Annotated in this window: 14 protein-coding genes; all 14 read right to left on the bottom strand. The window is 57.1% G+C overall.

Translation table 11 applies throughout. The features are described from left to right. Nucleotides 1-3,615, bottom strand: a complete 3,615-nt coding sequence (locus WBR57_RS07145; RefSeq protein WP_424083226.1) for an alpha/beta fold hydrolase — start codon at nt 3,613-3,615, stop codon at nt 1-3. Nucleotides 3,616-3,689: 74 nt separating this feature from the next. Next, nucleotides 3,690-5,129 (bottom strand): cytochrome P450, encoded by a 1,440-nt coding sequence (locus WBR57_RS07140; RefSeq protein WP_424083225.1) that lies wholly within the window; start codon nt 5,127-5,129, stop codon nt 3,690-3,692. 19 nt (nt 5,130-5,148) lie between these two features. Next, nucleotides 5,149-7,197 (bottom strand): acyl-CoA dehydrogenase family protein, encoded by a 2,049-nt coding sequence (locus tag WBR57_RS07135; protein WP_424083224.1) that lies wholly within the window; start codon nt 7,195-7,197, stop codon nt 5,149-5,151. Between the two features lie 57 nt (nt 7,198-7,254). After that, on the bottom strand, nt 7,255-9,360 hold the full coding sequence (locus tag WBR57_RS07130) for a beta-ketoacyl synthase N-terminal-like domain-containing protein (protein WP_424083223.1): 2,106 nt from the start codon (nt 9,358-9,360) through the stop codon (nt 7,255-7,257). Nucleotides 9,361-9,385: 25 nt separating this feature from the next. Continuing rightward, nucleotides 9,386-10,273, bottom strand: coding sequence for a class I SAM-dependent methyltransferase (locus tag WBR57_RS07125; protein WP_424083222.1), 888 nt, complete (start codon nt 10,271-10,273; stop codon nt 9,386-9,388). A gap of 19 nt (nt 10,274-10,292) precedes the next feature. Beyond that, nucleotides 10,293-10,547: an acyl carrier protein gene (locus tag WBR57_RS07120; RefSeq protein WP_424083221.1), complete on the bottom strand. Its 255-nt coding sequence runs from the start codon at nt 10,545-10,547 to the stop codon at nt 10,293-10,295. Next, complete coding sequence (locus WBR57_RS07115; RefSeq protein WP_424083220.1) at nt 10,537-11,493, bottom strand: acyl-CoA desaturase; 957 nt, start codon at nt 11,491-11,493, stop codon at nt 10,537-10,539. Before WBR57_RS07115 ends, WBR57_RS07120 begins: the two co-directional genes overlap by 11 nt. Before the next feature lie 32 nt (nt 11,494-11,525). Beyond that, entirely contained in the window at nt 11,526-13,229 is a 1,704-nt protein-coding gene (locus WBR57_RS07110) for a fatty acyl-AMP ligase (RefSeq protein WP_424083219.1), read from the bottom strand. Nucleotides 13,230-13,272: 43 nt separating this feature from the next. Continuing rightward, complete coding sequence (locus WBR57_RS07105; protein WP_424083218.1) at nt 13,273-16,038, bottom strand: type I polyketide synthase; 2,766 nt, start codon at nt 16,036-16,038, stop codon at nt 13,273-13,275. Nucleotides 16,039-16,531: 493 nt separating this feature from the next. Continuing rightward, nucleotides 16,532-17,899 (bottom strand): bifunctional UDP-N-acetylglucosamine diphosphorylase/glucosamine-1-phosphate N-acetyltransferase GlmU, encoded by a 1,368-nt coding sequence (gene glmU / locus WBR57_RS07100; RefSeq protein ID WP_424083217.1) that lies wholly within the window; start codon nt 17,897-17,899, stop codon nt 16,532-16,534. A 123-nt stretch (nt 17,900-18,022) separates the two neighbouring features. Continuing rightward, nucleotides 18,023-18,439 (bottom strand): F0F1 ATP synthase subunit epsilon, encoded by a 417-nt coding sequence (locus tag WBR57_RS07095; RefSeq protein ID WP_424083216.1) that lies wholly within the window; start codon nt 18,437-18,439, stop codon nt 18,023-18,025. Between the two features lie 44 nt (nt 18,440-18,483). Next, nucleotides 18,484-19,860, bottom strand: coding sequence for a F0F1 ATP synthase subunit beta (gene atpD / locus WBR57_RS07090; RefSeq protein ID WP_017135118.1), 1,377 nt, complete (start codon nt 19,858-19,860; stop codon nt 18,484-18,486). Between the two features lie 27 nt (nt 19,861-19,887). Then, a complete protein-coding gene (gene atpG, locus WBR57_RS07085) occupies nt 19,888-20,748 on the bottom strand; it encodes a F0F1 ATP synthase subunit gamma (protein WP_159961255.1) in 861 nt (286 codons plus the stop codon). Nucleotides 20,749-20,798: 50 nt separating this feature from the next. Next, nucleotides 20,799-22,343 carry a F0F1 ATP synthase subunit alpha gene (gene atpA / locus WBR57_RS07080; protein WP_017135120.1) on the bottom strand — a complete coding sequence of 515 codons (1,545 nt, stop codon included), beginning with the start codon at nt 22,341-22,343 and terminating at the stop codon, nt 20,799-20,801. Nucleotides 22,344-22,349 lie beyond the last annotated feature (6 nt).

Genomic DNA, 22,349 nt, shown 5'->3' with positions numbered 1-22,349 from the left:
TCACTCCAGAATCCCGTTAAGCACAGCTACCAGTTGCGCCGGGCACTCCAGGTGCAGGTTGTGCCCGCCCTCCAGCGTATGGGTGCGTTGCGGCGCCACTGCAGCGTGGAACACATCGAGGTCCGGTTTTCGGTTGGAGCGGCTTTTCGAACCGAGGACCAAATGGGTTTCCACGGACAGCCCCTGCAGTAGCTCAATGTATTCAAGCCTGCTGATGCCCAGGCCCATCCCCGCGCGAAAACGCAGGCGCGCATCCCACGTCCAGCAGACGCCCTCTGGCACAGAGCGGGTAATGCGTCGCGCCAATTCGAGCGCCTGCGCCGGCAGCAGGCTGGGTGTAACTGCGCGCAGCCGCGAGGCAGCCTCTTCAAGATCGGCGATGGGCTTGTGTACATGCGGTGTCTTGAGAAACTCGACCAGCTCGCGGTATCGCTCCACTTGCGGCGTGAAGCGCTGGACCGGTAACACCGGCTCGACCAGGGTCAGGCTCTTGACCGCTTGCGGGAACGCCGAAGCGTAGGCGACCGCAATCACAGAGCCGAACGAATGGGCCACCAGATGCAGCGGCGCCATTGCGTATTGCTGGTGAATGGCTTGCATATCCAACACATAGTCCAGCAGCGTCGCCAATTGCTCGGACGAGCCATGAGCGCTGAGTCCGTGCCCGCGAATGTCGGGGGCCACATAGCGGCGGGTGTTCAGGTCCAGATGCTGTATCAGCGGGTCCCACACAGGCGCCTGCTCCAGCAACCCATGCAAGAACAACATCGAAGGGGCAGGCGTGTGTGCGCCCCATTCACTGACACACATCGGCTCGGACAACGACGTCACAAATGATTCTCGCCGCTGGGCACCGGCCGCGGCAGGCATCGGCGCATACCCCAGCCGCCGGGCCAGCGCCTGGGTCTGGTCGCTGAGCACGCGCGAGCTCGCCTGGCTCTTCCAAGCATCCGCCAAGCGTGGGTCGATGGTTGCGCGAGTCTTGAAATTAGGGTCTTCAATGGCGATAGACGCCGCGTGTACCCCATCGCTCATGCGGTCCTCGGCGTAGGGGGTCAACATCGCCGCGTCGTAATCGATGGCAAGGAAGTCACACAAGCGGCGGATAACCGGCTCAGGCTCGCGCACCAGGTCTTCGTAGCAAACGTGGATAACCCGCTTCGGGTCGACATGCGCCTGAAAAAAGTCGAGCACATTTTGGTTGCCGCTCTGCCAAATCTTCTGCGCGGTAGTAAATCCATCCTCGGCCTCGGCTCCGATCAGCTTGTGCATGCGCATGCGCGTAAACGACTCGATGACCGGGAGGGGATGGCGTACCAAGTGGATATAACGCGGTCGCTCAAACTGGCTTTCGGCATTGATCAATGCCTGCACCGACGAGGCATAGCTGGGCGATTTGTCCACCAGTAACGGGCACCCGGTGTGGTCGAGCAAAAACTGGTACACCTCGCTGACCGGCGTATTTTCACGCACCCAACGCTCGATGCGTTCGCTGGCGGCCTGGGCGTCTTCAGCAAAAATCTCCATCAGGGCGCGCTGCAGCCCCTGATCGAAATAGTTGGACTGGGACGCGGCTTTCCACTCGCCAATGGTCGCGTAGGCCAACAGGTGCAATTCGGGCGGTGCAAAAATCTGCGGGTGGCCCTGGACCATCGCGCGCAACAGGGTGGAACCCGAGCGCGGGCTGGACAGCAGGAACACCACGCCTTCCTTGACCTTGCTGTCGGCATCAATGACTGGCAGCACAGCGGGAAAAACCGGCGGATTGAGGCGCGGCTGGTCCTCGTCATCAGCCGGCGCACCTGAACCATCGGTACTGAACAGCTGTTCGTACAGGTAGCGGGAAAACAAGCGAATGGTGTTATGGGTGAAGATTTCCCGCGGATAAATGATGAAGTCCAGGTCGCGCTTGACCTGACTCAACAGCTCCATCAATACCAGCGAGTCGAGGTTCCATTCGCTGATATTGCTGTCAAGCGCCAAGGCTCCGTCGCGGCTGTCGGAAAAGCGTTGGAACAGCTCGCTGAGGTACTGCTCCAGGCAACCGATCGTTGCCTCGCGATCCCCCAGGCTGGCCAGGTGTTCGAGCAGCTTGGTTTGAGGACTCGCACCCTGCGCGTCAGGTGCTTGCACCATCAGGTCCGCCAGCAGTCGGCTGCCCAGCTTGTGGCCCACCAGGCGTTGGATGGTGGCCCAGTCGACCTCGGCGATCAGTTGCTGTCGCGAGCCGCCCACCAGGCCGCGCAATGCTTGCAAAGCCTGTTCGGCCACCAGTGGCTCAACGCCGAGCGACGCCCAGACGCCCGCCGCCTGCTGACCGTGTCGGGTGGCCATGCCGACATTGAGCATCGGCCCCCAATTGATGCAGAACACGCCACCCTCGCGCCCCCGGGCCAACTGGTCCAGAAACTCGTTGGCCGCGCAATACGCGCCCGCCCCGCGCGTGCCGATTACCGAAGCGATGGATGAGAAAAAATAATGACGAATTCCGGCCGCGTCGAAGAACTCCAACAGGTTGATCGCGCCCATCAACTTGCCTTGAAGCACGTCGATGTCTTGCCGGGTATCACCGTCGACGAACAGACCTTCATGCAGGCTGCCGGCCAAGTGAAAAACGCTGTCGATGCTGATGTCCTGAGCAGCCAGAGTAGCTTTGAGGTCAGCCAGGGCCAGCGGTCGGGTAATGTCGACGCTGCTGTAGATGGCCTCCTCTCCCAACGCTTGCCGCACGGCGATGCGAGAATAAGCGGTTCGCCCCACCGCCACGATCTTGTCCGCACCCTGGCTGCGCAAGACCTGCACCAGCTCTCGCCCCAGTGCCCCCATGCCGCCCACCACCAGACAATTACCCCATGCTTGTGGCTGAGCCTCTCCATCGGGTGCAGGGCGTAGCGTAAGCGTGGGAAAGTAAACGCGGTCATCCAGCAATTTGACTTGGCGCTCGCTGCCCGACGCTAGCGCCAGCAGATGGGCGAGGCTGTGCTGGCGATCGGCACCCAGGTCTATAGCGGTGACTGTGGCACGATCCAGCTCCAGGTTCAGTGCCTTGCCCAGTCCATGGAAGAGCGCCGGCAGGGGCAACCAGCCACTGCTTGGCTCGCCCGTATTTACCGCGCCGTGGGTCAGGAAGAGCAGGTTAAAATCATCAGATTCAATCCTGTTCAGCACTTCGCGCAACTCGCTCAGCAGCGTCGCCAGCTGTACAAAGACCTCAGGGGACGGCGAGTCATCAGTGGCCCACAGTGTCGCGACATCGACCACCAGCGTCAGTGGATCTCGCCGCGCCACCCCAGCCAGGCAGGCATTCAGCCCCGCGATGGATGGGCTGCTTACACTGCGCTCGTGGACTGCGCCATAGTGCAGTCGCCCAAGCAGGTTCGGGTCGGCTGTCCATGCCAGGACAGTGCGTGGCTCGGCGCCAGGTGCCGTTTGCAGGTACTCGTGCAGCCCCATGGAGCGCCAGCCGACATCATACGCACTGACGCCCTGGTGATCGCTGCGCAGGGTGAAGTCCGCATCCACTGCGTAATCATCATGCAGCCGAGCGATCACTGCCATCAGCTGTTGCCGGCTAAATCCTTCCAGTTGCGTCAACACCGAACTTTCCACACTCATTCCTTATTTCCGACCATGACCCTGATTGCGCGCGACCCGCCTGGGCCTGCGTGATGACCCACGTCACCTGGCGTTCAAGCGCCAGGTTGGCGCCGCTCCAGCAGCACCGGTATCTGGCCTTCAGGCCCCATCACGATCCGGCGCAAACTAGGCGCGGCGCTATCCGCGTAGTCGATGGCGTTGTTGATTCGATAGCGCTGAATGACGGTCGCCAGCAGCAGGATGCCGTCCATCATCGCCATGCCCATGCCGATGCAGGATCGCCCACCGCCGCCGAAGGGAATGAATGCGTGTTTCTTCGCTTCACTCAGGCGTTCGAGGTCGAACCGAGAGGGATCGAAGGCCAGCGGGTTATCCCAGTAATCGCGATGGCGGTGCATGGAATAAATGTTCAGCACGATCATGGTGTTGGCCGCGATCGTGTAGCCGGCCAGTTCGGTTTGCTGCTTGGCGCAGCGAATCAGCATGGAGCCGGGCGTGTAGTGACGCATGGTTTCGTTGAGGATCTTGCGGGCATAACCCAAACGTCCGACATCCGCGACCGTGGGCAAGCGCCCTTCCAGCAAGGTGTCGATATCGTGTTCCAGCTGCGCCCTGACATCGGGGTACCTGGACAGAAAATGGAAGGCGTAGGTAAAGGTATTGGCACTGGTCTCGTAGGCCCCGAAACACAGGGTCATGCACTCCGTCAGCAGTTGCTCATGCTCCATGGGCTGGTTGTTATCGGCATACTTGGCCTGCATGAACATCTGCACCATCGAGCGGGTCGGTGTAGGCTTAGTGGTGTGGTGCTCGATCACCGCCTCGATGAGGGCCAGCATCTTCTTCTTGGCCTTGAGAAAGCGCACGTTTTGCGGGGTCGGTATCCATAGCGGCAACGGCAGTACCTGCCGTGCGCGCTCCATCGTCAGGATGTTGGCCACCTCAAACGACTCACGCAGTGTCTGGGCTGCCTGATGAAAATGCTCGTCAACGCCCAGGACGTTCTCGCAGATATTGCGTCGTGTGAGCGCCAGCACTTCTTCCTTGAGATTGACCCGCGTGAGCTTCTGCGCGTCCCAGCGATCCATCATCTCTTTGGCCGCATTCACCATCGGTGCAGCAAACTGATCAGTCAGCATCGGGTTGAAGGTGGGCTTGAGCAACTTACGTTGACGCTTGTTGAAATCACCGTCGCTGGTGAACAGGCTATTGGTGAAAAACCGATCGATTTCCTTGAAGTTGCGGTTGCCGTTTTTCTGAAAGTGACCATGCCGATCACTCAATACCGTGCGGATATCATCGGGGTGAGAAATGATCACCGCTTGTTCTTTAAGGCCGAATTTGATCCGGCAAATATCACCATAGGTCTCGTTGAATTCCACGAGCGCCGCCAGAGCGTTGCGGCGCAATTTACTCACCGTCCCTAGAATCCCCTTAGGGCCCGGCAGGTCTTTACCAAGGCCCTGGGTCCGCGCATGAGTGGGAAGCTGTGACAGGGTAAAATCTTCGGTTTGCTGAACAGGCAGGTTCATGGTTATTCCCTCGTGGCTATCAGGCGGAAATTTCTTTCATCAACAGATCCATCACCTGCTCGTCCGTCATCGAATCAATCGCTGCAGGGGACGCTGAGGTTTCTGCCTTTGGTGTGTCCTGCGGCTTATCCGCCGGCAGGCCAGCGCTGTCGCGGCCGGCCAGTTCGCTGACCAGGTAGGCTGCCAACTCGTCGATGCTGGGGTAGTTCCACAACAACGTGGCGTCCAGCTCAAGACCGAGGAACTGTTCCAGGTCGTGGACGATTTCCACTGCGTCGGTAGAATCCAGACCAAAACTGGTGAAGGGCTCGGCACCCTCGATCTGTTGCGGTGCCACCGCGATGCAGCGTGCCACCCAGGCCTTGATCCACTGTTGCAGCTCGACGGGCGAAGGCCCCTGGCTGGCCGCCACAGACACCTCGGCAGGTGCCGGATCGGCGTGGCGCGTGGGCGCTGCAACTGGGGCAACAGGCGCGTCGACCGTCTCCTTTTGCAGGTAAGCATCGAGCGATTGATTGTCTGCCGGTAACTGTTGCTCGATATCGGCGATATCGGCCATCAGGTCGTCGATTTCGCTGCATACCGCCTCAATGCCGGTAAGCGCCACTTCACATGGCGTGCCGTGAAGGGCCGCCTGTTTCAGTTGCTCGAAACGTGCGCTGGCCCAGTCGTAAGCGCGCTTGAAGCGCGGTTGCGCGCTGTTTTGCATGGCGAGATGGAGAAACCCCTGCAGTACGCCGAATGTCGACACTTCACCGATTTTGTACTGCACCCACTTTTTCGTCAGGAGCGCATCGCCCTGCACAAAGGCGTGACTGCTGGCTTGCTGCTGGATCTGACGAGCCGTCTGGGCGATCACCTGGCTGATGTGCGGCGCCCGCAACGTGGTGTCCATAAAGGCGAAAAAGTCCTCGCCGCCCTTGAGAATTCGACCACCCAGGTACATGTTCATGGTTTCTGTGGGGCCCTCGAACACCCGCAGAATCCTGGCGTCCCGCAGCAGCTGGGGCGCCCCATTGGTTTCGATGTAACCGCGGGCGCCGAGCAATTGAGTCAAGTGATCCGCCGCCTCGCCAAACAGCTCCGGCGCACTGGATTTACAGGCGGTGAACACCTCCGGCGGGATGGCCAGCCCCTCGTCCATGAAACGCCCCACACTGAATACCAAGGTATCCACCGCCGTAATGGCGGCGGAGACATCGCTCAAACGTGCCTGGGTTACTGGGTTATCCAGCAGCAACCCGGTGGAAATCCTACGCCGCCGGGCATAGCGCAACATCAACTGCGCACAGCGCTTCATGCCACCCAGGCTCAGACCGGCGATACCCAGGCGTGCATGCATCATGATGTCCTGGGCAATATCCATCCCGACGTTTTTGTTGCCCAGCAGGTACTTTTCTTCGACCCGTGCAGCGTTGAACTTCACTGTGTTCTGGATCATGGCGCGCATGCCCATGGTCAAGGCCTCGGGCCCCTGGCTCACACCTTCCGTATCGGCCTTGAGCACGTACCCACTGATACCGCTCGGCCGCTGCTGGTCATCCAACTGCTGGACAAACACCGTGGTGACACCCGCCCAGGCGCCGGAACCAATCCACGATTTCTCCCCGCTGATCGCCTGCTGCTGTGGGCCGGCCGGTACGGCGAAGGTCCTGATCGAGCGAGCATCGGAGCCGGCGCCAGGTTCAGTGAAGGCAAACGCAGCCAGTTCCCGGCCCCAGGCCAGGCGAGGCAGCAACTCTTGCTTGACCTCTTCACTGGCATACATCTGAATCGGCCAGATACCCAACCAGTTATTGAGCCCGACGAAGGTACCCAGGGTCATGTCAATGGCGGTCAGCTGTTGAATCACACGCATCAGGTCGACCGTGGACAACGCCAGGCCGCCGTAGCGCTTGGGCACCTGCATGCCCAGGATGCCTTTGTTGCCCAGGTCCAGAATGATGTTCGGCGCGATAGTCCGGCGCTCATCCATCACCCGAGAGTTAATCCGAGTGGTCGCGTACTGACGAATCCAGCTGATCAATTCCTCAGCCTTCTGGTGACTTTCCAATTGATCGATAGTCATGACATTCCCTGCCAAAAAAGAGAGTTGTTTACGGTTGCAGCAGCGCCCGGCACAGGTTCACGTGTACCAGCACAGCGAGTGATCAAATTGATACGAAGGCGTTAACGGCCATAAGTCGCAGCCCTGCGTACTGACCCGTGAGCTATCCAGCGCATAGCCGCGCAGGAATAACTGTTGGATCAACACAGGCAAATCATCGGTAGAAAAAATCGAGTCGTCGGCCAGCGTGTAAACCGACCGCGCATCGCCATCAGGCGGCTGGCCGACATACAACAGGGGCGGTTCGGCAGGCGTGGCGCCGGGTTGCTGGTAGTTCGCCAACAGCTCTTGATTAGTGAGCACCTGCACGAGTTGGCGCGGGGTGGCTTTTTGTTCGCAATAGGCCGACACCAGCCGCCCCAACCCCTCGTAATGCAGCGTGGTGCCCAACAAACCGAAGGCCCGCAGCTTTTCAACGGCGCTCAGGCACATCAGGAAGTTGCGCACGCCTGGGTGCTCGACCTGGGGGATCACGCAGGTCCCCACAAGCGCCTCGAATGCATTGGGCACGGGCAATTCCTGAGCCGCTTTGCGCGCCTTTTCAGGCCGCGCCGAGGCAGTAAATCGCACGCACAACGTCAAGGGGTTGCGCTTTTGGCTTTCAACGATAAATACGGCAGGCAGCGCTACGATGGTTTTGATCTTTTCGGCCAACTCTCCAACCGAGTAAGCCACCATCGCCACGCGGAATCTGAATTTCTCGCGGCACAGCAATTCCCTGCACAGCTGCGGCAAATCCTCGTCGATATATCCGGGCAAACACTCAAGCAGCTTCTTGAGTTGGGCAACCAGCGCCAACGCGGATTTAGCTGACAGCACGAACACATGTTCAGGTTGAGCGACGAGCGCCAGTTCACTGGTTGGGGGAGCCGACTTGAGCAGCGCAAAAGCGTTGGTGCCGCCAAAGCTGAACGTACTGACCCCCAGGCATTTATGCGCGATCAAGGGGGCCAACTCGTACGTCATGCTCACCCTGAGCTGCCCTGCTTCGTACTTATAAAAACGGTTGGGCGTGGTGTAGCCGCAGGTTGGATAGAGCTCCTGGTAATAGGCCATGCACGCCACTTTGATCAACGACGCCATACCCGACGCCGACTCCAGGTGACCGATATTGGTTTTGACCGAACCGATCTTCACCGACGCATTCGGCGCCCCCAAACGTACAATATCGTTCAGGACTTTGAGCTCGACCGCGTCTCCCATCAGCGTGCCGGTGGTGTGAGTCTCGACGTAGCAAAGATCGGCGACTGCACGGTCACTGGCGCTAAACGCGTCAAGGATCAAACGTTTTTGTGCTTGGGCATTGGGCGCGGTAAAGCCATTGCTCGCACCATCATGATTGACCGCAGTAGCACTGATCAGCGCCCAGACTTTGCGGCCCGCGGCGAGCGCATCCGGGTGACGCTGCAGGACCACCACGCCGCAGCCTTCGGAACGCACGTAGCCATTGGCCGTGTCGTCAAAGGAATGGCATGCGCCATCGGCAGAAAGAATGCCGGCGTGAAAATGCGCCAAGGTGTTGTTGGGGTGCAAAATACAATTGACCCCGCCCACCACCGCCATATCGATCTCACCGCGCTTGAGCGCGCTGACCGCGTTATCCAGGGCGACCAGCGAAGAAGAACAGCCGGTATCGACGACTTGGCTGGGCCCGATCCAGTCATAAAAATACGACAGCCGATTGGCCGCGGTACCCAGCGCGGTACCGGAAGCGCTGAATTTACTCAGCAGGGTGTGATCAGCGAACACCATCCTGTGATAGTCAGCATTGGTCGCGCCGATGAACACGCCCGTCCGGCTCTTGCGCAGACTCGCCGGCTCAATCCCGCCATTCTCCAAAGCCTCCCACGACACCTCCAGTAACAGCCGCTGCTGGGGGTCGAGGTGGTTGGCTTCTTCTTTGCAGAGGTTGAAGAAGCTCCAATCGAACAATTTGATATCCGGCAGAAAGCCGCCCTTGAGCATGTCCGGGTTCAGCGCCTCAAGGGCGCCTTGCAACGGGCCGAAGCGATCCTGCGGGTAATCAGTAACCGCGTGGGCTCCGCTGCGCAACAGGTCGATAAAGGAGGCCAACCCAGTGGCCCCCGGAAACCTGCAACCCATGCCTACGATAGCAACATCCATGGCTATGCCTTCCTCACGGATACGCTCAGTTTTTGAGACTGGCGGCAGGGTGGTCGATACGCTTGAGGGTCAAGCGAGCCAGCCCCATCGTTCCGGACTTGAACCCCACCATGCACATTTGCAAGTACGTGTTATAGCGCTGGAAAATATCTGTGCCGTAGGCGTTGCAGATCGCTTGTTTGTTGTTCTTGAGTCCCTGCCACCAGGCCTTCTGGGTCAGGTAGTAGTGTTCCCGGTCATTGCGGACACACTGTATTTCGAACAGTCCATCGCAGGCCTGGGCGATTTCGTATAAGCGCGGCAGATCGGACTCCGGGAAAATCTCCTTGGCAAAAAAGGGACTGAAATCCTCCCGCGTAGCATTTTCATAGGTGATGGTTTGCAGGGACAGCTTGCCGCCGTCTTCCAACCAGTCGTGGCAACGTTTGAAAAACTGGCGGTAACCGAAGATTTTTTCCTCGGCGGTTTGTTCAAGGTTGGCGAAGTGTTCGAACGCGCCGATGGAGATAATCGCGCTGTACTTGGCTGCGGGCACGTGGTCCTGCCAGTTTTCAAGGCGTACATCGACTCCTGGAAGGTCGATCTGCTCGACGTAATTCTTCTGCGCATCACTCAGCGTCAATCCCACTGCATGGCTGACGCCGTGGTTCTGGACGAGGCGCTTGAGGGTACCGCCCCAACCGCAGCCGATATCCAGAACATTGGCGCCGTTGCGAGCACCGGATTGCTCGATGTGGTAATCGAGTTTGCGCAGTTGCGCCTCCACGAAGGTGTCTCCCGGCTCCCACAGGGCCGCCGAATAACACTTGGTCACGGGATCAAGCCAGAGGTGATAGAAGTCATTGCTCAAATCGTAGTGCGATTGGATCGCTTCCATCGATGCGCCAATCGCCGCAGAAGAAGACTGTGTCATGTACAAATCCTTTTGTGGGTCAAACCAGAATTTCTTCGGCATCCATGGCGTGTTGCGCAAGGCCTTCGATGGTCGGGTACTCATACACAATGGTCGGATCGATTTCTTTTCCCAACCAATCCGACAAGTCGCCCGTCATACCGATCACCGCCGCAGAGTCGAGCCCCAACGCGCTGAACTGTGACTGTTCGCTGATATGTGTTTTTTCGACGCCCGTCAGGTCGGCGATATAATCAATCAGCCACTCTTGTACTTTCGCTACATCATTTTTCATCACAACCTCCAGTAGGTATTTTTTTGGGCGGGGTTCTTACATCCCAGGCTAACCTGCACCCTTCCAATAACTTGATGACGTAATAACCGATATCGATATCTTTCCAGTCATGTGCAAAGCGAGCGGAGGCGGGAAATGCATGATGGTTATTATGGAAAGATTCACCCACGGTAATAATGCTCATCCACCCTATATTCGTGCTGCGGTCCCGCGTTTCATACCGCCGGCTGCCGATCATGTGCGACAGCGAGTTGATACTGCTGGTGGCGTGGTAACTTAGAAATATCCGCACCAGTCCGCCCCATAGAAAACCTTCCAACGCCCCATATAAGCTCCAGGTATATAACCCACTGATAATGGCCGGCAGCATCAGGCTGAGGGTTACCCAATGGAAATAGCGCGCCGAAACCCGGCAGATATCTCGATCACGCAGTAAGTCCTTGGCGTAACGCGTGGAGTTGGTCAATTCATGTTGGAACGTCCAAGTCACCTGGGCGAACCACAGCCCCTTGAGCTTATCCAGCAGGCCAGGCCGCTCAACGGCGTAAGGTGAATGCGGATCGCCGTTGCGATCACTGTACTCATGGTGCCGGCGATGATTACTGACCCAATAAATCGGCGAGCCCTGGGCCGTCATGCTGCCTAATATGGCCAGCAGGACTTTCACCCCACGTCCGCACTTGAACGCTCGGTGAGCAAATAACCGGTGATAACCTACCGACCCGCCCAACATCGTCAGCAGATAAAAAATCAGGAACACCGTGATAGTGACGGGTGACACGCCGTGGATGAAATACAACACGATTGCCGCGGCCGTGCCCACAGCAGGTAATAGCAATAACACCAATGCATGTATCAGCTGAAACTTTTTAAGTTGAGGGCTGGACAATGTCACGCCCTTCAACGACGCCTGATCGACTTCCTGAACAGCAGCAGCAACTTCCATGGAGACTCCCCTGGGTGGCACCGGCCACAACCTCACAGTGCTTCAAGCGCACCTTGCCTGAACAATTGCACAAGCGCCGAACGGCGCAACTTACCGCTGGATGTTTTCGGTATGACCTTGGGTTTTATCAAAATGATCTGATGCGCTGAAATACCAAAATGGTTAATCACCGCTTGTTGAATGCGTGTTGTAACCGAGGCTTTATCCAATTGGTTGATGTGGCTCTTTTCAACTTCGTAAACAATGATCAATTGTTCTTCAGGATGAGCATTATTTGAAAAGGCCACACCACAACCTTCCCTTAACCCCTCGGCAGCAGCGTAGGCAACGTGTTCAATATCCTGAGGATAGTAGTTGCGCCCCCGCAGAATAATCACGTCCTTCAAGCGCCCTGTTATGTAAAGCTCGTCATCGCGCAGGAAACCCAAGTCACCGGTGCGGTAGAAGTCAGCACTGTCACCCTCGGGTTGACAGGAAAAACGTTCCGCCGTGGCCTGTGCGTTATTCAGGTAGCCCGCCGCGATTGAGTTTCCAGCGACCCAGACCTCTCCGACCTGGTTCTCGGCCAGGGTGCCGCCACCTTCTTGGTGGACGATGACCACGCGTTGACCATTGATGGCTTTGCCATTACTGACGTATACGTCCGCGGGTGCACCGTCTACGCCCGGTTGTACGTGCCCGTCTGCCAGTGCCTGCCGATCGACACTGAGCCTGCGCATGCCATTGCCTGCCGTCGGGCCGGTGACGATCAGGGTGGTTTCGGCCATTCCATAACAGGGGTAGAAACTGTCGGCGTTGAAGCCATAAGGTGCAAATCGTTGCGCGAAGGCATCCAGTACCTGGACATTCACCGGCTCGGCGCCACAATACGCCAGCCGCCAGGAGCTCAAGTCCAGACCTGCGCAGTCCTCCTCCTTGATTCGGGCCAGGCAATGGGCGTAGCCAAAGGTCGGCCCACCGGAGGTGGTACCTTTGTAATCACTGATCGCTCGCAGCCACCGTACCGGCTTCTGCACAAACTCCATCGGCGACATATGGATACAGGTGATGCCCAACCAAAGGGGCTGCAGGACATTGCCCACCAGCCCCATATCGTGGAACAGCGGCAACCAGTTGACCCCGACAATGTGTTCATCATTACCAAAGCCACTCTTGATCATCTCCAGGTTACTGATCAAATTGCCATGAGTGATCACTGCACCTTTCGGATCGCCCGTGGAGCCGGAGGTATATTGGATGAAGGCCACATCGCCAGGGCGTGAACCACCCGCCTGAAAATCGCGCTCGACATCCCCCACTTGATCCACCAGCAACGCCGGGGTGTCCCAGTCTTGAAGATTGAATCGTACGTACAGGCCGGCAGTCGTCAGCACCCTGACGATCGCGGCGTCTTGCACAATTTTTTCAAATCGATCCACAGATGAGGTCTGCGTCGGTGTATTGACCGGTACCGGGATGACCCCGGCGTAAAGGCAACCTAAAAATGCCTTGATGAATTCAAGGCCTGGGGTGAACACCAACAGCACGTTCTGCCCCGCGAGGTTGTTGTCGAGCAAGGCGCTGGCGATGTTACTTGCACACTTATCCAACGCTGCAAACGAGAGCGTTTCTTCCTGCGCGCGAGTAATAAATACAAAGGCGGCTTTATCAGGATGCGCAAGCACATGTGCCTTGAAGGCGTTGACCAGGCATACGAATCCAGCGACGTCGATACGCCCTTGATTATAGGAACCCATAGGTATTCATCCGTGATAAGAGACTAAGTGCCTCGACATAGACTTAGGTGACGCTTACTGCTTCCAGCACGTTCTCGAACGCCCCCACCGACAACTGGCGTTTCAAGGCTTTTTCTGGAAAATAGTCCATGTGTGCGAATGGGTAATGCGGTAATACATTAAGTTCGCTCGTGACCGTTGGAACAATGACCGGCCAGTTCAGGGCCTGACCTTGTTGATATAAATGACTCAGCACTTTGGACAGCTGCTGTAAGTCCGGTATACCGCGATCGAGGCTGGCACAGGCTATATGCCCACCCTGATGATCCACGGCGTTAATGATCGACGTTAATTGAGCGCCCGGACCAATCTCAATAAATAAAGTGCGGCCGGTCCGCATCACCTGACCGACAGCGCTGGAAAATTTAACGGTGTCACGCACGTTACGTAACCAATAGCCTGAATGGGTCAACAACACCGTTTCTGCAGCACCGGTGACCGTTGAAACGAATTCCGTCACCGGTGCTGTCAGTTCAGCGTTATTTAAATGCGGCGCGAAAAGCTCAAGGACCGGGTCCATTAAATAGGAATGGAATCCGCGGGCCACGTGCAGCCGTTTATAGTTAACCGAGTGCAGGCCCAGCGTTTTTTCCAGCGCAACAGCATGGGCATCGTCGACCGAAATAACACAGGAATCCGGAGTATTTTCAGCGGCGATCGAGTGAGGAACTCCATCGAGAAGATTCTCTGCGCAGCCTGGTGAAGTGAAGACCACATACATCCCCCCAGGACGGGTATGCGCCTGAATAAGCCTGCCTCGAAACCACACCAAGCGTGCAGCACACTCCATGCTCATAACGCCCGATGCACAGGCGGCCGCGTACTCGCCAACGCTATGGCCTATGACCACCGTCGGCGTAATCCCCCAGGCCTTCCACAAGGTTGTCAGCGCGTATTGCAGGCTGAACAGCGCCGGCTGCACTTCTTCCACTTGAAAGTCTGATTCAGAATTGAAAAGAACCTGCAGCAAATCAAACTGAAACGTCTGGCGATAAAACTCACAGACCCGATCCAATGCCTGCTGGAATACCGCCGTAGTGGTGTACAGATTTTTTGCCATTTGCTTGTATTGAGCGCCCTGCCCACTGAACACGAAGCAGATATTTTTCAGCGCCGAAGCGGTTGGCGTCACAGGCTGCGCAAGGATCCCGCGTATTTTTTCGAGCAGCAGTCTCTTATCACTGGCTGGTGCGCTGAACCTGACGGGAAGATGAGTACGGCAGCGATTGGACCGCGCGCAAACAGCCGCCAGCCGATCTTCGTCGAGGCCGTCGAGATGTTTTTCAAGCTGCTTGAGCTGGATCAACAATGAAGCCGAATCCTTCGAGCTGAGCGTCAAGCATTGCGGCACTGCCCCAGACGCGGTCGTTGCCGGCTGGTCATGACTGGACACGACCACATGGGCATTGGTACCGCTCATTCCAAAGCTGCTGACCGCTGCGTGGCGTACCGGGGCGCTATCTGGCCAGTCCTGGGTAGTGGTCGCAACTGCCAGGTGGGTCTGCGACCAGGCAAATTTTTTGTTAGGTACCTCACAGTTCAATGAGGCAGGAATTTTCCCATGCTTGACCACCAGGGCAGCCTTGATCAAACCGGCTATTCCTGCCGCGGCCTCTAGATGACCGATGTTACTTTTAACTGCGCCCAGCAATGTCCTGTGCGTGCGACCGTAAAACTTTGATAGCGCCGATAGCTCAATGGGATCCCCCAACGGCGTGGCGGTGCCGTGACACTCAACATAACGAACAGCTTCCGGAGCAAGTTGCGCCCTGCGCAAAGCGTCGGCGATAACCTCTTGTTGAGCCACACCATTGGGGGCGGTCATGCCGTTGGACTTACCGTCATGATTGATCGCACTCGCGGCGATAACCGCATGAATAGGTAGCCCTTCTTTGATAGCGTCCGACAAGCGTTTGAGCACAACAACGCCAGCACCTTCGCCCCGGACATAACCGTCAGCGCCGTTATCAAACGGCCGACATTCCCCGCTGGGCGACAGCGCCTGCATGGTCGAAAAGGCAACCGAAGCGCCGGGGGTAAGAATCAGATTGGCGCCGCCTACGACGGCCATGTTTATCTCGTGGTTTCGCAACGCAGAGCAGGCAAGGTCTGCTGCCACCAATGCCGACGAGCAACTCGTGTCGAGCTGCAACGCAGGACCTCGAAAGCCAAAGAAATAGGCAATTCGCCCTGGGGCTATGCTCTTTCCGCAACCCAGTGCCGACAGTGGCGAAATTCTCTCTGCATCCCCCGAGCGCGTATAAAAATCAGCATAGTCATCACTGGATAAGCCTACATACACCCCGGTTTTTGAACCGGCGAGTGCGCGGTAGTCTAAACCGGTGTCTTCGATTGCTTCCCAACTAAGTTGCAAGAGTAAACGTTGTTGTGGATCGGTGCGGCGAACTTCAAGTTCCGACATGCCAAAGAAATTGGCGTCAAACGCATAGATATGATCAATAAGCCCTGCCGTTTTTTGATAATTCTTTCCACTTTCACCAGGAGCGGAACTGTTCCATAAAAGACTGTCCCACCGCTTATCGGCCATCGAGGCTATGGCACTTTTGCCTTCACAGAGGTTGCTCCATAACTGCTCGAGGCTCGATGAGCCGCCAGGAAACCGACAACTCATGCCAATAATAGCTATTGGCTCTGAAGCCTGCGCTTTCAAAGCAGCGAGTTCATCTTTTAATTGATTTATCTTAATGAGGGACTGTTTGAGAATTTCCGGGCCAGTGTGCCCCATGACTGATTGTCCATTGCCATTCATGACACACCTCCCTGTGAGTCTTCCCTCTTCCACAGTGTTACAGGGTGGAGAGGATATTATTGATTTAGTGCTGGCGGCAGAACTATATGTCAGCAAAATCGTAACTAGCAACAAATAAGAAACGGCGTAAAATCGGGGTAGTTTAAAAAACGAGACCTGTCAAAAAAATAATTATTTATTTTTTTTACTGACCTGTAGCTCAAGCGTTATAAGGGTTACAGCTTTTTCTGCTGTGCTCGAAGCGCGGCAAACAGCAGAAATTTTCCTGATTAGCGGGAAATCTTGAGTCATTCAGAAAATAAATGTTACAAATTCTGGCGCTTTTTAAGTACCCATTTCGGGCACATAAATAAGCTTGGTCTACTAGTCATCTTTTTGTCTTTTTCCACTGCTGGCAAGAATGTGACCGACCGAACTCGGCTGTGAAACTGCAGAATCGCAGGCGAAAAAAAACCTGCTGGCCGACGCCAGCAGGTTCTTGATGGCAGGTAAATCAGGTCTTCTTGATTTTTACCGGACGTTTCCAACCATCGATGTTGCGTTGACGGGCGCGGGCAACCGCCAGCTGAGACTTATCCACATCCTGGTTGATAGTTGAACCCGCAGCGGTGTTTGACCCGTCACCAATAGAGACCGGGGCAATCAGCGAGTTATTGGAGCCGATAAAGACGTCTTCACCAATCGTCGTCTGATATTTGTTGGCGCCGTCGTAGTTGCAAGTGATTGCACCGGCACCAATGTTGCTGCGAGCACCAATCACCGCATCACCCAGGTAGGCCAGGTGGCCGGCCTTGGCATCGTCACCCATTTTGGCGTTTTTCAGCTCGACGAAATTGCCAACGTGCGCCCTCGCGCCCATCACGGTACCCGGACGCAAGCGTGCAAACGGGCCGGCGTCACTGCCCTCGCCCATCACGGCACCTTCGACATGGCTGTTGGCTTTCACCACCACACCTTTGCGCAAAGTGCTGTCCTTGATCACACAGTTCGGACCAATCACCACGTCGTCTTCGATGATTACGCGGCCTTCGAGGATCACGTTGATGTCGATCAGCACGTCGCGGCCTATGCTGACTTCACCGCGCACGTCAAAACGTGCCGGGTCGCGCAGGGTCACACCCTGGGCCATCAGGCGGCGGCCTTCGCGCAGTTGGTAGTGACGCTCAAGCTCTGCAAGCTGCTTGCGGTCGTTGGCGCCCTGCACTTCCATCGGGTCGTGGGGCTGTTCGGTCGCGACCAGCAGGCCATCACTTACGGCCATCTCGATCACATCGGTGAGGTAGTACTCGCCCTGCGCGTTGTTATTGGACAAGCGGCTCATCCAGTCGGCGAGCTTGTTGGCAGGCACCGCGAGAATGCCGGTATTGCCTTCGGTGATAGCGCGCTGGGCTTCGCTGGCGTCCTTGTGCTCGACGATGGCCGCAACCTTGCCGTCGGCGTTACGCACGATGCGGCCATACCCGGTGGGGTCGTCAAGCTCGACGGTGAGCAGGCCCATCTGGCCAGGCACCACGTGCTTGAGCAGGCGTTGCAGGGTTTCCACTTCAATCAGCGGTACATCGCCGTAGAGGATCAGCACCGTGTCGGCCGTGATGAACGGCACGGCCTGGGCCGTGGCATGCCCGGTACCCAGTTGCTTGTCTTGCAGAACGAAATTCAGGTCATCGGCAGCCAAACGCTCACGCACCACATCGGCACCGTGGCCGATGACCACGTGAATACGCTGTGGGGCCAGTTGTCGGGCGCTGTGGATAACATGGCCAAGCATGGAATTGCCCGCGACCGGGTGCAGCACCTTGGGCAGGGCCGAACGCATGCGAGTGCCCTGGCCTGCGGCGAGAATGACGATTTCAAGAGACATGAATGGCTACCAATCCTGGGCGGTCCGGCTTCAGACCTGAGAAGTGTTTTGCTGAAAAAGAAAAAGGGTAGCCGAGGCTACCCTTTTTAATCAATCGCGCATGAAGCATGACGGTATGGCCGCTTACTTCTTGCGGATCTGCTGGAGCGTGCGCAGCTGAGCTGCAGCCTCGGCCAGACGTACAGCAGCAGCGCTGTAGTCGAAGTCCGCACCCTTTTCGTTCAGGGCCTTCTCGGCAGCCTTTACGGCTTCCTGAGCAGAAGCTTCATCCAGGTCGCCAGCACGTTGCACGGTGTCGGCAAGTACCTTGACCATGTTCGGCTGAACCTCGAGGAAACCACCGGAGATGTAAAACACCTCACGTTCCCCGCCTTGCTTGGTCAGAGTGATCGGACCTGGCTTCAAGCTGGTGATCAATGGCGCGTGGCCCATGGCAATACCCAAGTCACCGAGTGCGCCGTGTGCAATCACCATTTCTACCAGACCGGAGAAGATTTCCCCTTCCGCGCTGACGATATCGCAATGGACTGTCATAGCCATCTGATTGCCTCAACCTGATGAGCGCCCGTTGCCGGGCGCCGGGATTACAGTTTCTTGGCTTTCTCGATCGCTTCTTCGATGCCGCCGACCATGTAGAACGCTTGTTCTGGCAGGTGGTCGTAGTCACCGTTGAGGATGCCTTTGAAGCCAGCAATGGTGTCTTTCAGGGAAACGTATTTACCCGAGGCACCGGTGAAGACTTCAGCCACGAAGAACGGCTGCGACAAGAAGCGCTGGATCTTACGAGCACGGTTTACCAACTGTTTGTCGGCTTCCGACAGCTCGTCCATACCCAGGATCGCAATGATGTCCTTCAGCTCTTTGTAACGCTGCAGCACGTACTGAACGCCGCGAGCGGTGTCGTAGTGCTCCTGGCCGATCACGTTCGGGTCCAGCTGGCGCGAAGTCGAGTCGAGTGGATCGACCGCTGGGTAGATACCCAGGGAGGCGATGTCACGGGACAGAACGACGGTGGCGTCCAAGTGGGCGAAGGTGGTCGCTGGCGACGGGTCGGTCAAGTCATCCGCAGGTACGTATACCGCTTGGATCGAGGTGATCGAACCTTCCTTGGTCGAAGTGATACGTTCTTGCAGAACGCCCATCTCTTCAGCCAGGGTCGGTTGGTAACCTACTGCAGAAGGCATACGGCCCAGCAGTGCGGATACTTCAGTACCGGCCAGGGTGTAACGGTAGATGTTGTCGACGAACAACAGAACGTCGTTACCTTCGTCACGGAACTTCTCGGCCATGGTCAGGCCGGTCAGTGCTACGCGCAGACGGTTACCCGGCGGCTCGTTCATCTGACCGTAAACCAGTGCCACTTTGTCCAGAACGTTGGAGTCCTTCATCTCGTGGTAGAAGTCGTTACCCTCACGAGTACGCTCACCCACACCGGCGAACACGGAATAACCGCTGTGCTCGATGGCGATGTTACGGATCAGTTCCATCATGTTTACGGTTTTGCCTACACCGGCACCACCGAACAGACCGACTTTACCGCCTTTGGCGAACGGGCAGACCAGGTCGATAACCTTGATGCCGGTTTCCAGCAGATCGTTGCCGCCAGCTTGCTCGGCGAACGAAGGTGCTGGACGGTGAATGCCCCAACGCTCTTCGGTGTCGATCGGGCCAGCTTCGTCAATCGGGTTGCCCAGTACGTCCATGATCCGGCCCAGGGTCGCTTTACCGACCGGTACGGAGATGGCTGCGCCAGTGTCGACAACGTCCAGACCGCGCTTCAAGCCTTCGGTGGAACCCATCGCAATGGTACGAACTACGCCGTCGCCCAGCTGTTGCTGAACTTCCAGAGTAGTTTCCGCGCCTTGTACTTTCAGCGCGTTGTAGATGCTCGGTACGCTGTCGCGTGGAAATTCCACGTCGATAACGGCGCCGATGATTTGAACGATACGTCCGCTACTCATAGCTGGATCCTCTGAATATTTGAACCGTTAAACCGCGGCAGCGCCGCCGACGATTTCCGAGATCTCTTGGGTGATCGCAGCCTGACGCGCCTTGTTGTAGATCAGCTGCAAATCGCTGATCAGATCACCGGCGTTATCGGTAGCGTTTTTCATCGCGATCATCCGCGCGGCTTGTTCAGCTGCGTTGTTCTCGACCACCGCCTGGTACACCTGCGACTCCACGTAGCGCACCATCAAGCCGTCAAGCAGCTCTTTGGCGTCTGGTTCGTAGAGGTAGTCCCAGTGGTGCTTGAGCTCCTGATCCGGAGTCGCCACCAGTGGAATCAATTGCTCCACGGTTGGCTGCTGGGTCATGGTGTTGATGAACTTGTTGGATACCACGGAGAGGCGGTCAATCCGGCCTTCCAGGTATGCATCCAGCATCACCTTCACACTGCCGATCAAATCATTGATCGACGGCTCTTCACCCAGGTGGCTGATAGCTGCAACGACGTTACCGCCGAAGTTGCGGAAAAAGGCCGCACCCTTGCTACCAACAACACACAGATCGATCTCGACGCCTTTTTCGCGGTTTACCGCCATGTCCTTGACCAGGGCCTTGAACAGGTTGGTATTCAAACCACCGCACAAACCACGGTCACTGCTCACTACCACATAACCCACACGCTTAACGTCGCGGTCGATCATGAACGGGTGGCGGTATTCCGGGTTGGCGTTGGCCAGATGCCCAATTACCTGGCGGATACGCTCCGCATAAGGACGGCTAGCAGCCATGCGCATTTGTGCCTTGCGCATTTTGCTGACCGCCACTTTTTCCATGGCGCTGGTAATCTTTTGCGTGCTTTTGATGCTCGCAATCTTACTGCGAATCTCTTTTGCGCCTGCCATGTAACACCTATCAGGTTAGCAAGCGGGAGCCTTGCGGCTCCCGCTGCGGCTTACCAGGTTTGGGTGGCCTTGAACTTCTCGATACCGGCTTTCATGCCAGCGTCGATCTCGTCATTGAAGTCACCCTTCACGTTGATCTTGGCCAACAAGTCGGCATGATCGCGGTTGAAGTAAGCAATCAGCGCTTGTTCAAAGCTGCCGACCTTGGTGATTTCGACGTCAGTCAGGAACCCACGCTCAGCGGCATACAGCGACAACGCCATGTCAGCGATCGACATTGGGGCGTATTGCTTCTGCTTCATCAGCTCGGTAACGCGCTGACCATGCTCAAGTTGCTTACGGGTCGCTTCGTCCAGGTCAGAAGCGAACTGGGCAAATGCCGCCAGTTCACGGTACTGAGCCAGAGCGGTACGGATACCACCGGAGAGCTTCTTGATGATCTTGGTCTGAGCGGCACCACCCACACGGGATACCGAAACACCGGCGTTCACAGCAGGACGGATCCCGGAGTTGAACATGGCCGATTCCAGGAAGATCTGACCGTCGGTGATGGAAATCACGTTGGTCGGAACGAACGCGGAAACGTCGCCAGCCTGGGTTTCGATGATCGGCAGTGCGGTCAGGGAACCGGTTTTGCCGGTCACTGCGCCATTGGTGAACTTCTCTACGTACTCTTCCGAAACGCGGGATGCGCGCTCCAGCAGACGGGAGTGGAGATAGAACACGTCGCCTGGGTAAGCTTCACGGCCTGGTGGACGGCGCAGCAGCAGGGAAATCTGGCGGTAAGCCACTGCTTGCTTGGACAGATCGTCATAAACGATCAGTGCGTCTTCACCGCGGTCGCGGAAGAATTCGCCCATGGTGCAACCGGAGTACGGTGCCAGGAATTGCAGGGCAGGAGATTCCGAAGCACTGGCGGCCACGATGATCGTGTTGGCCAGGGCGCCGTTTTCTTCCAGCTTGCGAACCACGTTGGCGATGGTCGATTGCTTCTGACCGATCGCTACGTAGACGCAGAAAATGCCGCTGTCTTTCTGGTTGATGATCGCGTCGATCGCCAGAGCGGTTTTACCGATCTGACGGTCACCGATGATCAGCTCACGCTGGCCACGGCCGACAGGGATCATGGCATCGACAGCCTTGTAGCCAGTCTGTACAGGCTGGTCTACCGACTTACGCCAGATCACGCCTGGAGCAACTTTCTCGACCGCGTCGGTCTCGGTGTTGCCCAGTGGACCTTTGCCGTCAACAGGGTTACCCAGTGCGTCGACTACGCGACCCAGCAGTTCCTTACCCACCGGAACTTCCAGGATGCGGCCTGTGCACTTGGCGCTCATGCCTTCAGCCAGACTGGTGTACGCGCCCAATACAACGGCACCTACGGAGTCTTGCTCCAGGTTGAGGGCCATACCGTAGACGCCGCCCGGAAACTCGATCATCTCGCCATACATTACGTCGGCCAGACCGTGAATCCGCACGATGCCGTCAGATACGCTGACGACAGTGCCTTCGTTACGGGCTTGGGAGGTCACATCGAGCTTGTCGATGCGGCCCTTGATAATTTCACTTATTTCGGAAGGATTGAGTTGCTGCATTGCTCT

It is taken from the genome of Pseudomonas sp., from assembly GCF_049590575.1.
Lineage (GTDB): Bacteria > Pseudomonadota > Gammaproteobacteria > Pseudomonadales > Pseudomonadaceae > Aquipseudomonas.
This window is presented reverse-complemented; position numbering and strand designations above follow the sequence as displayed.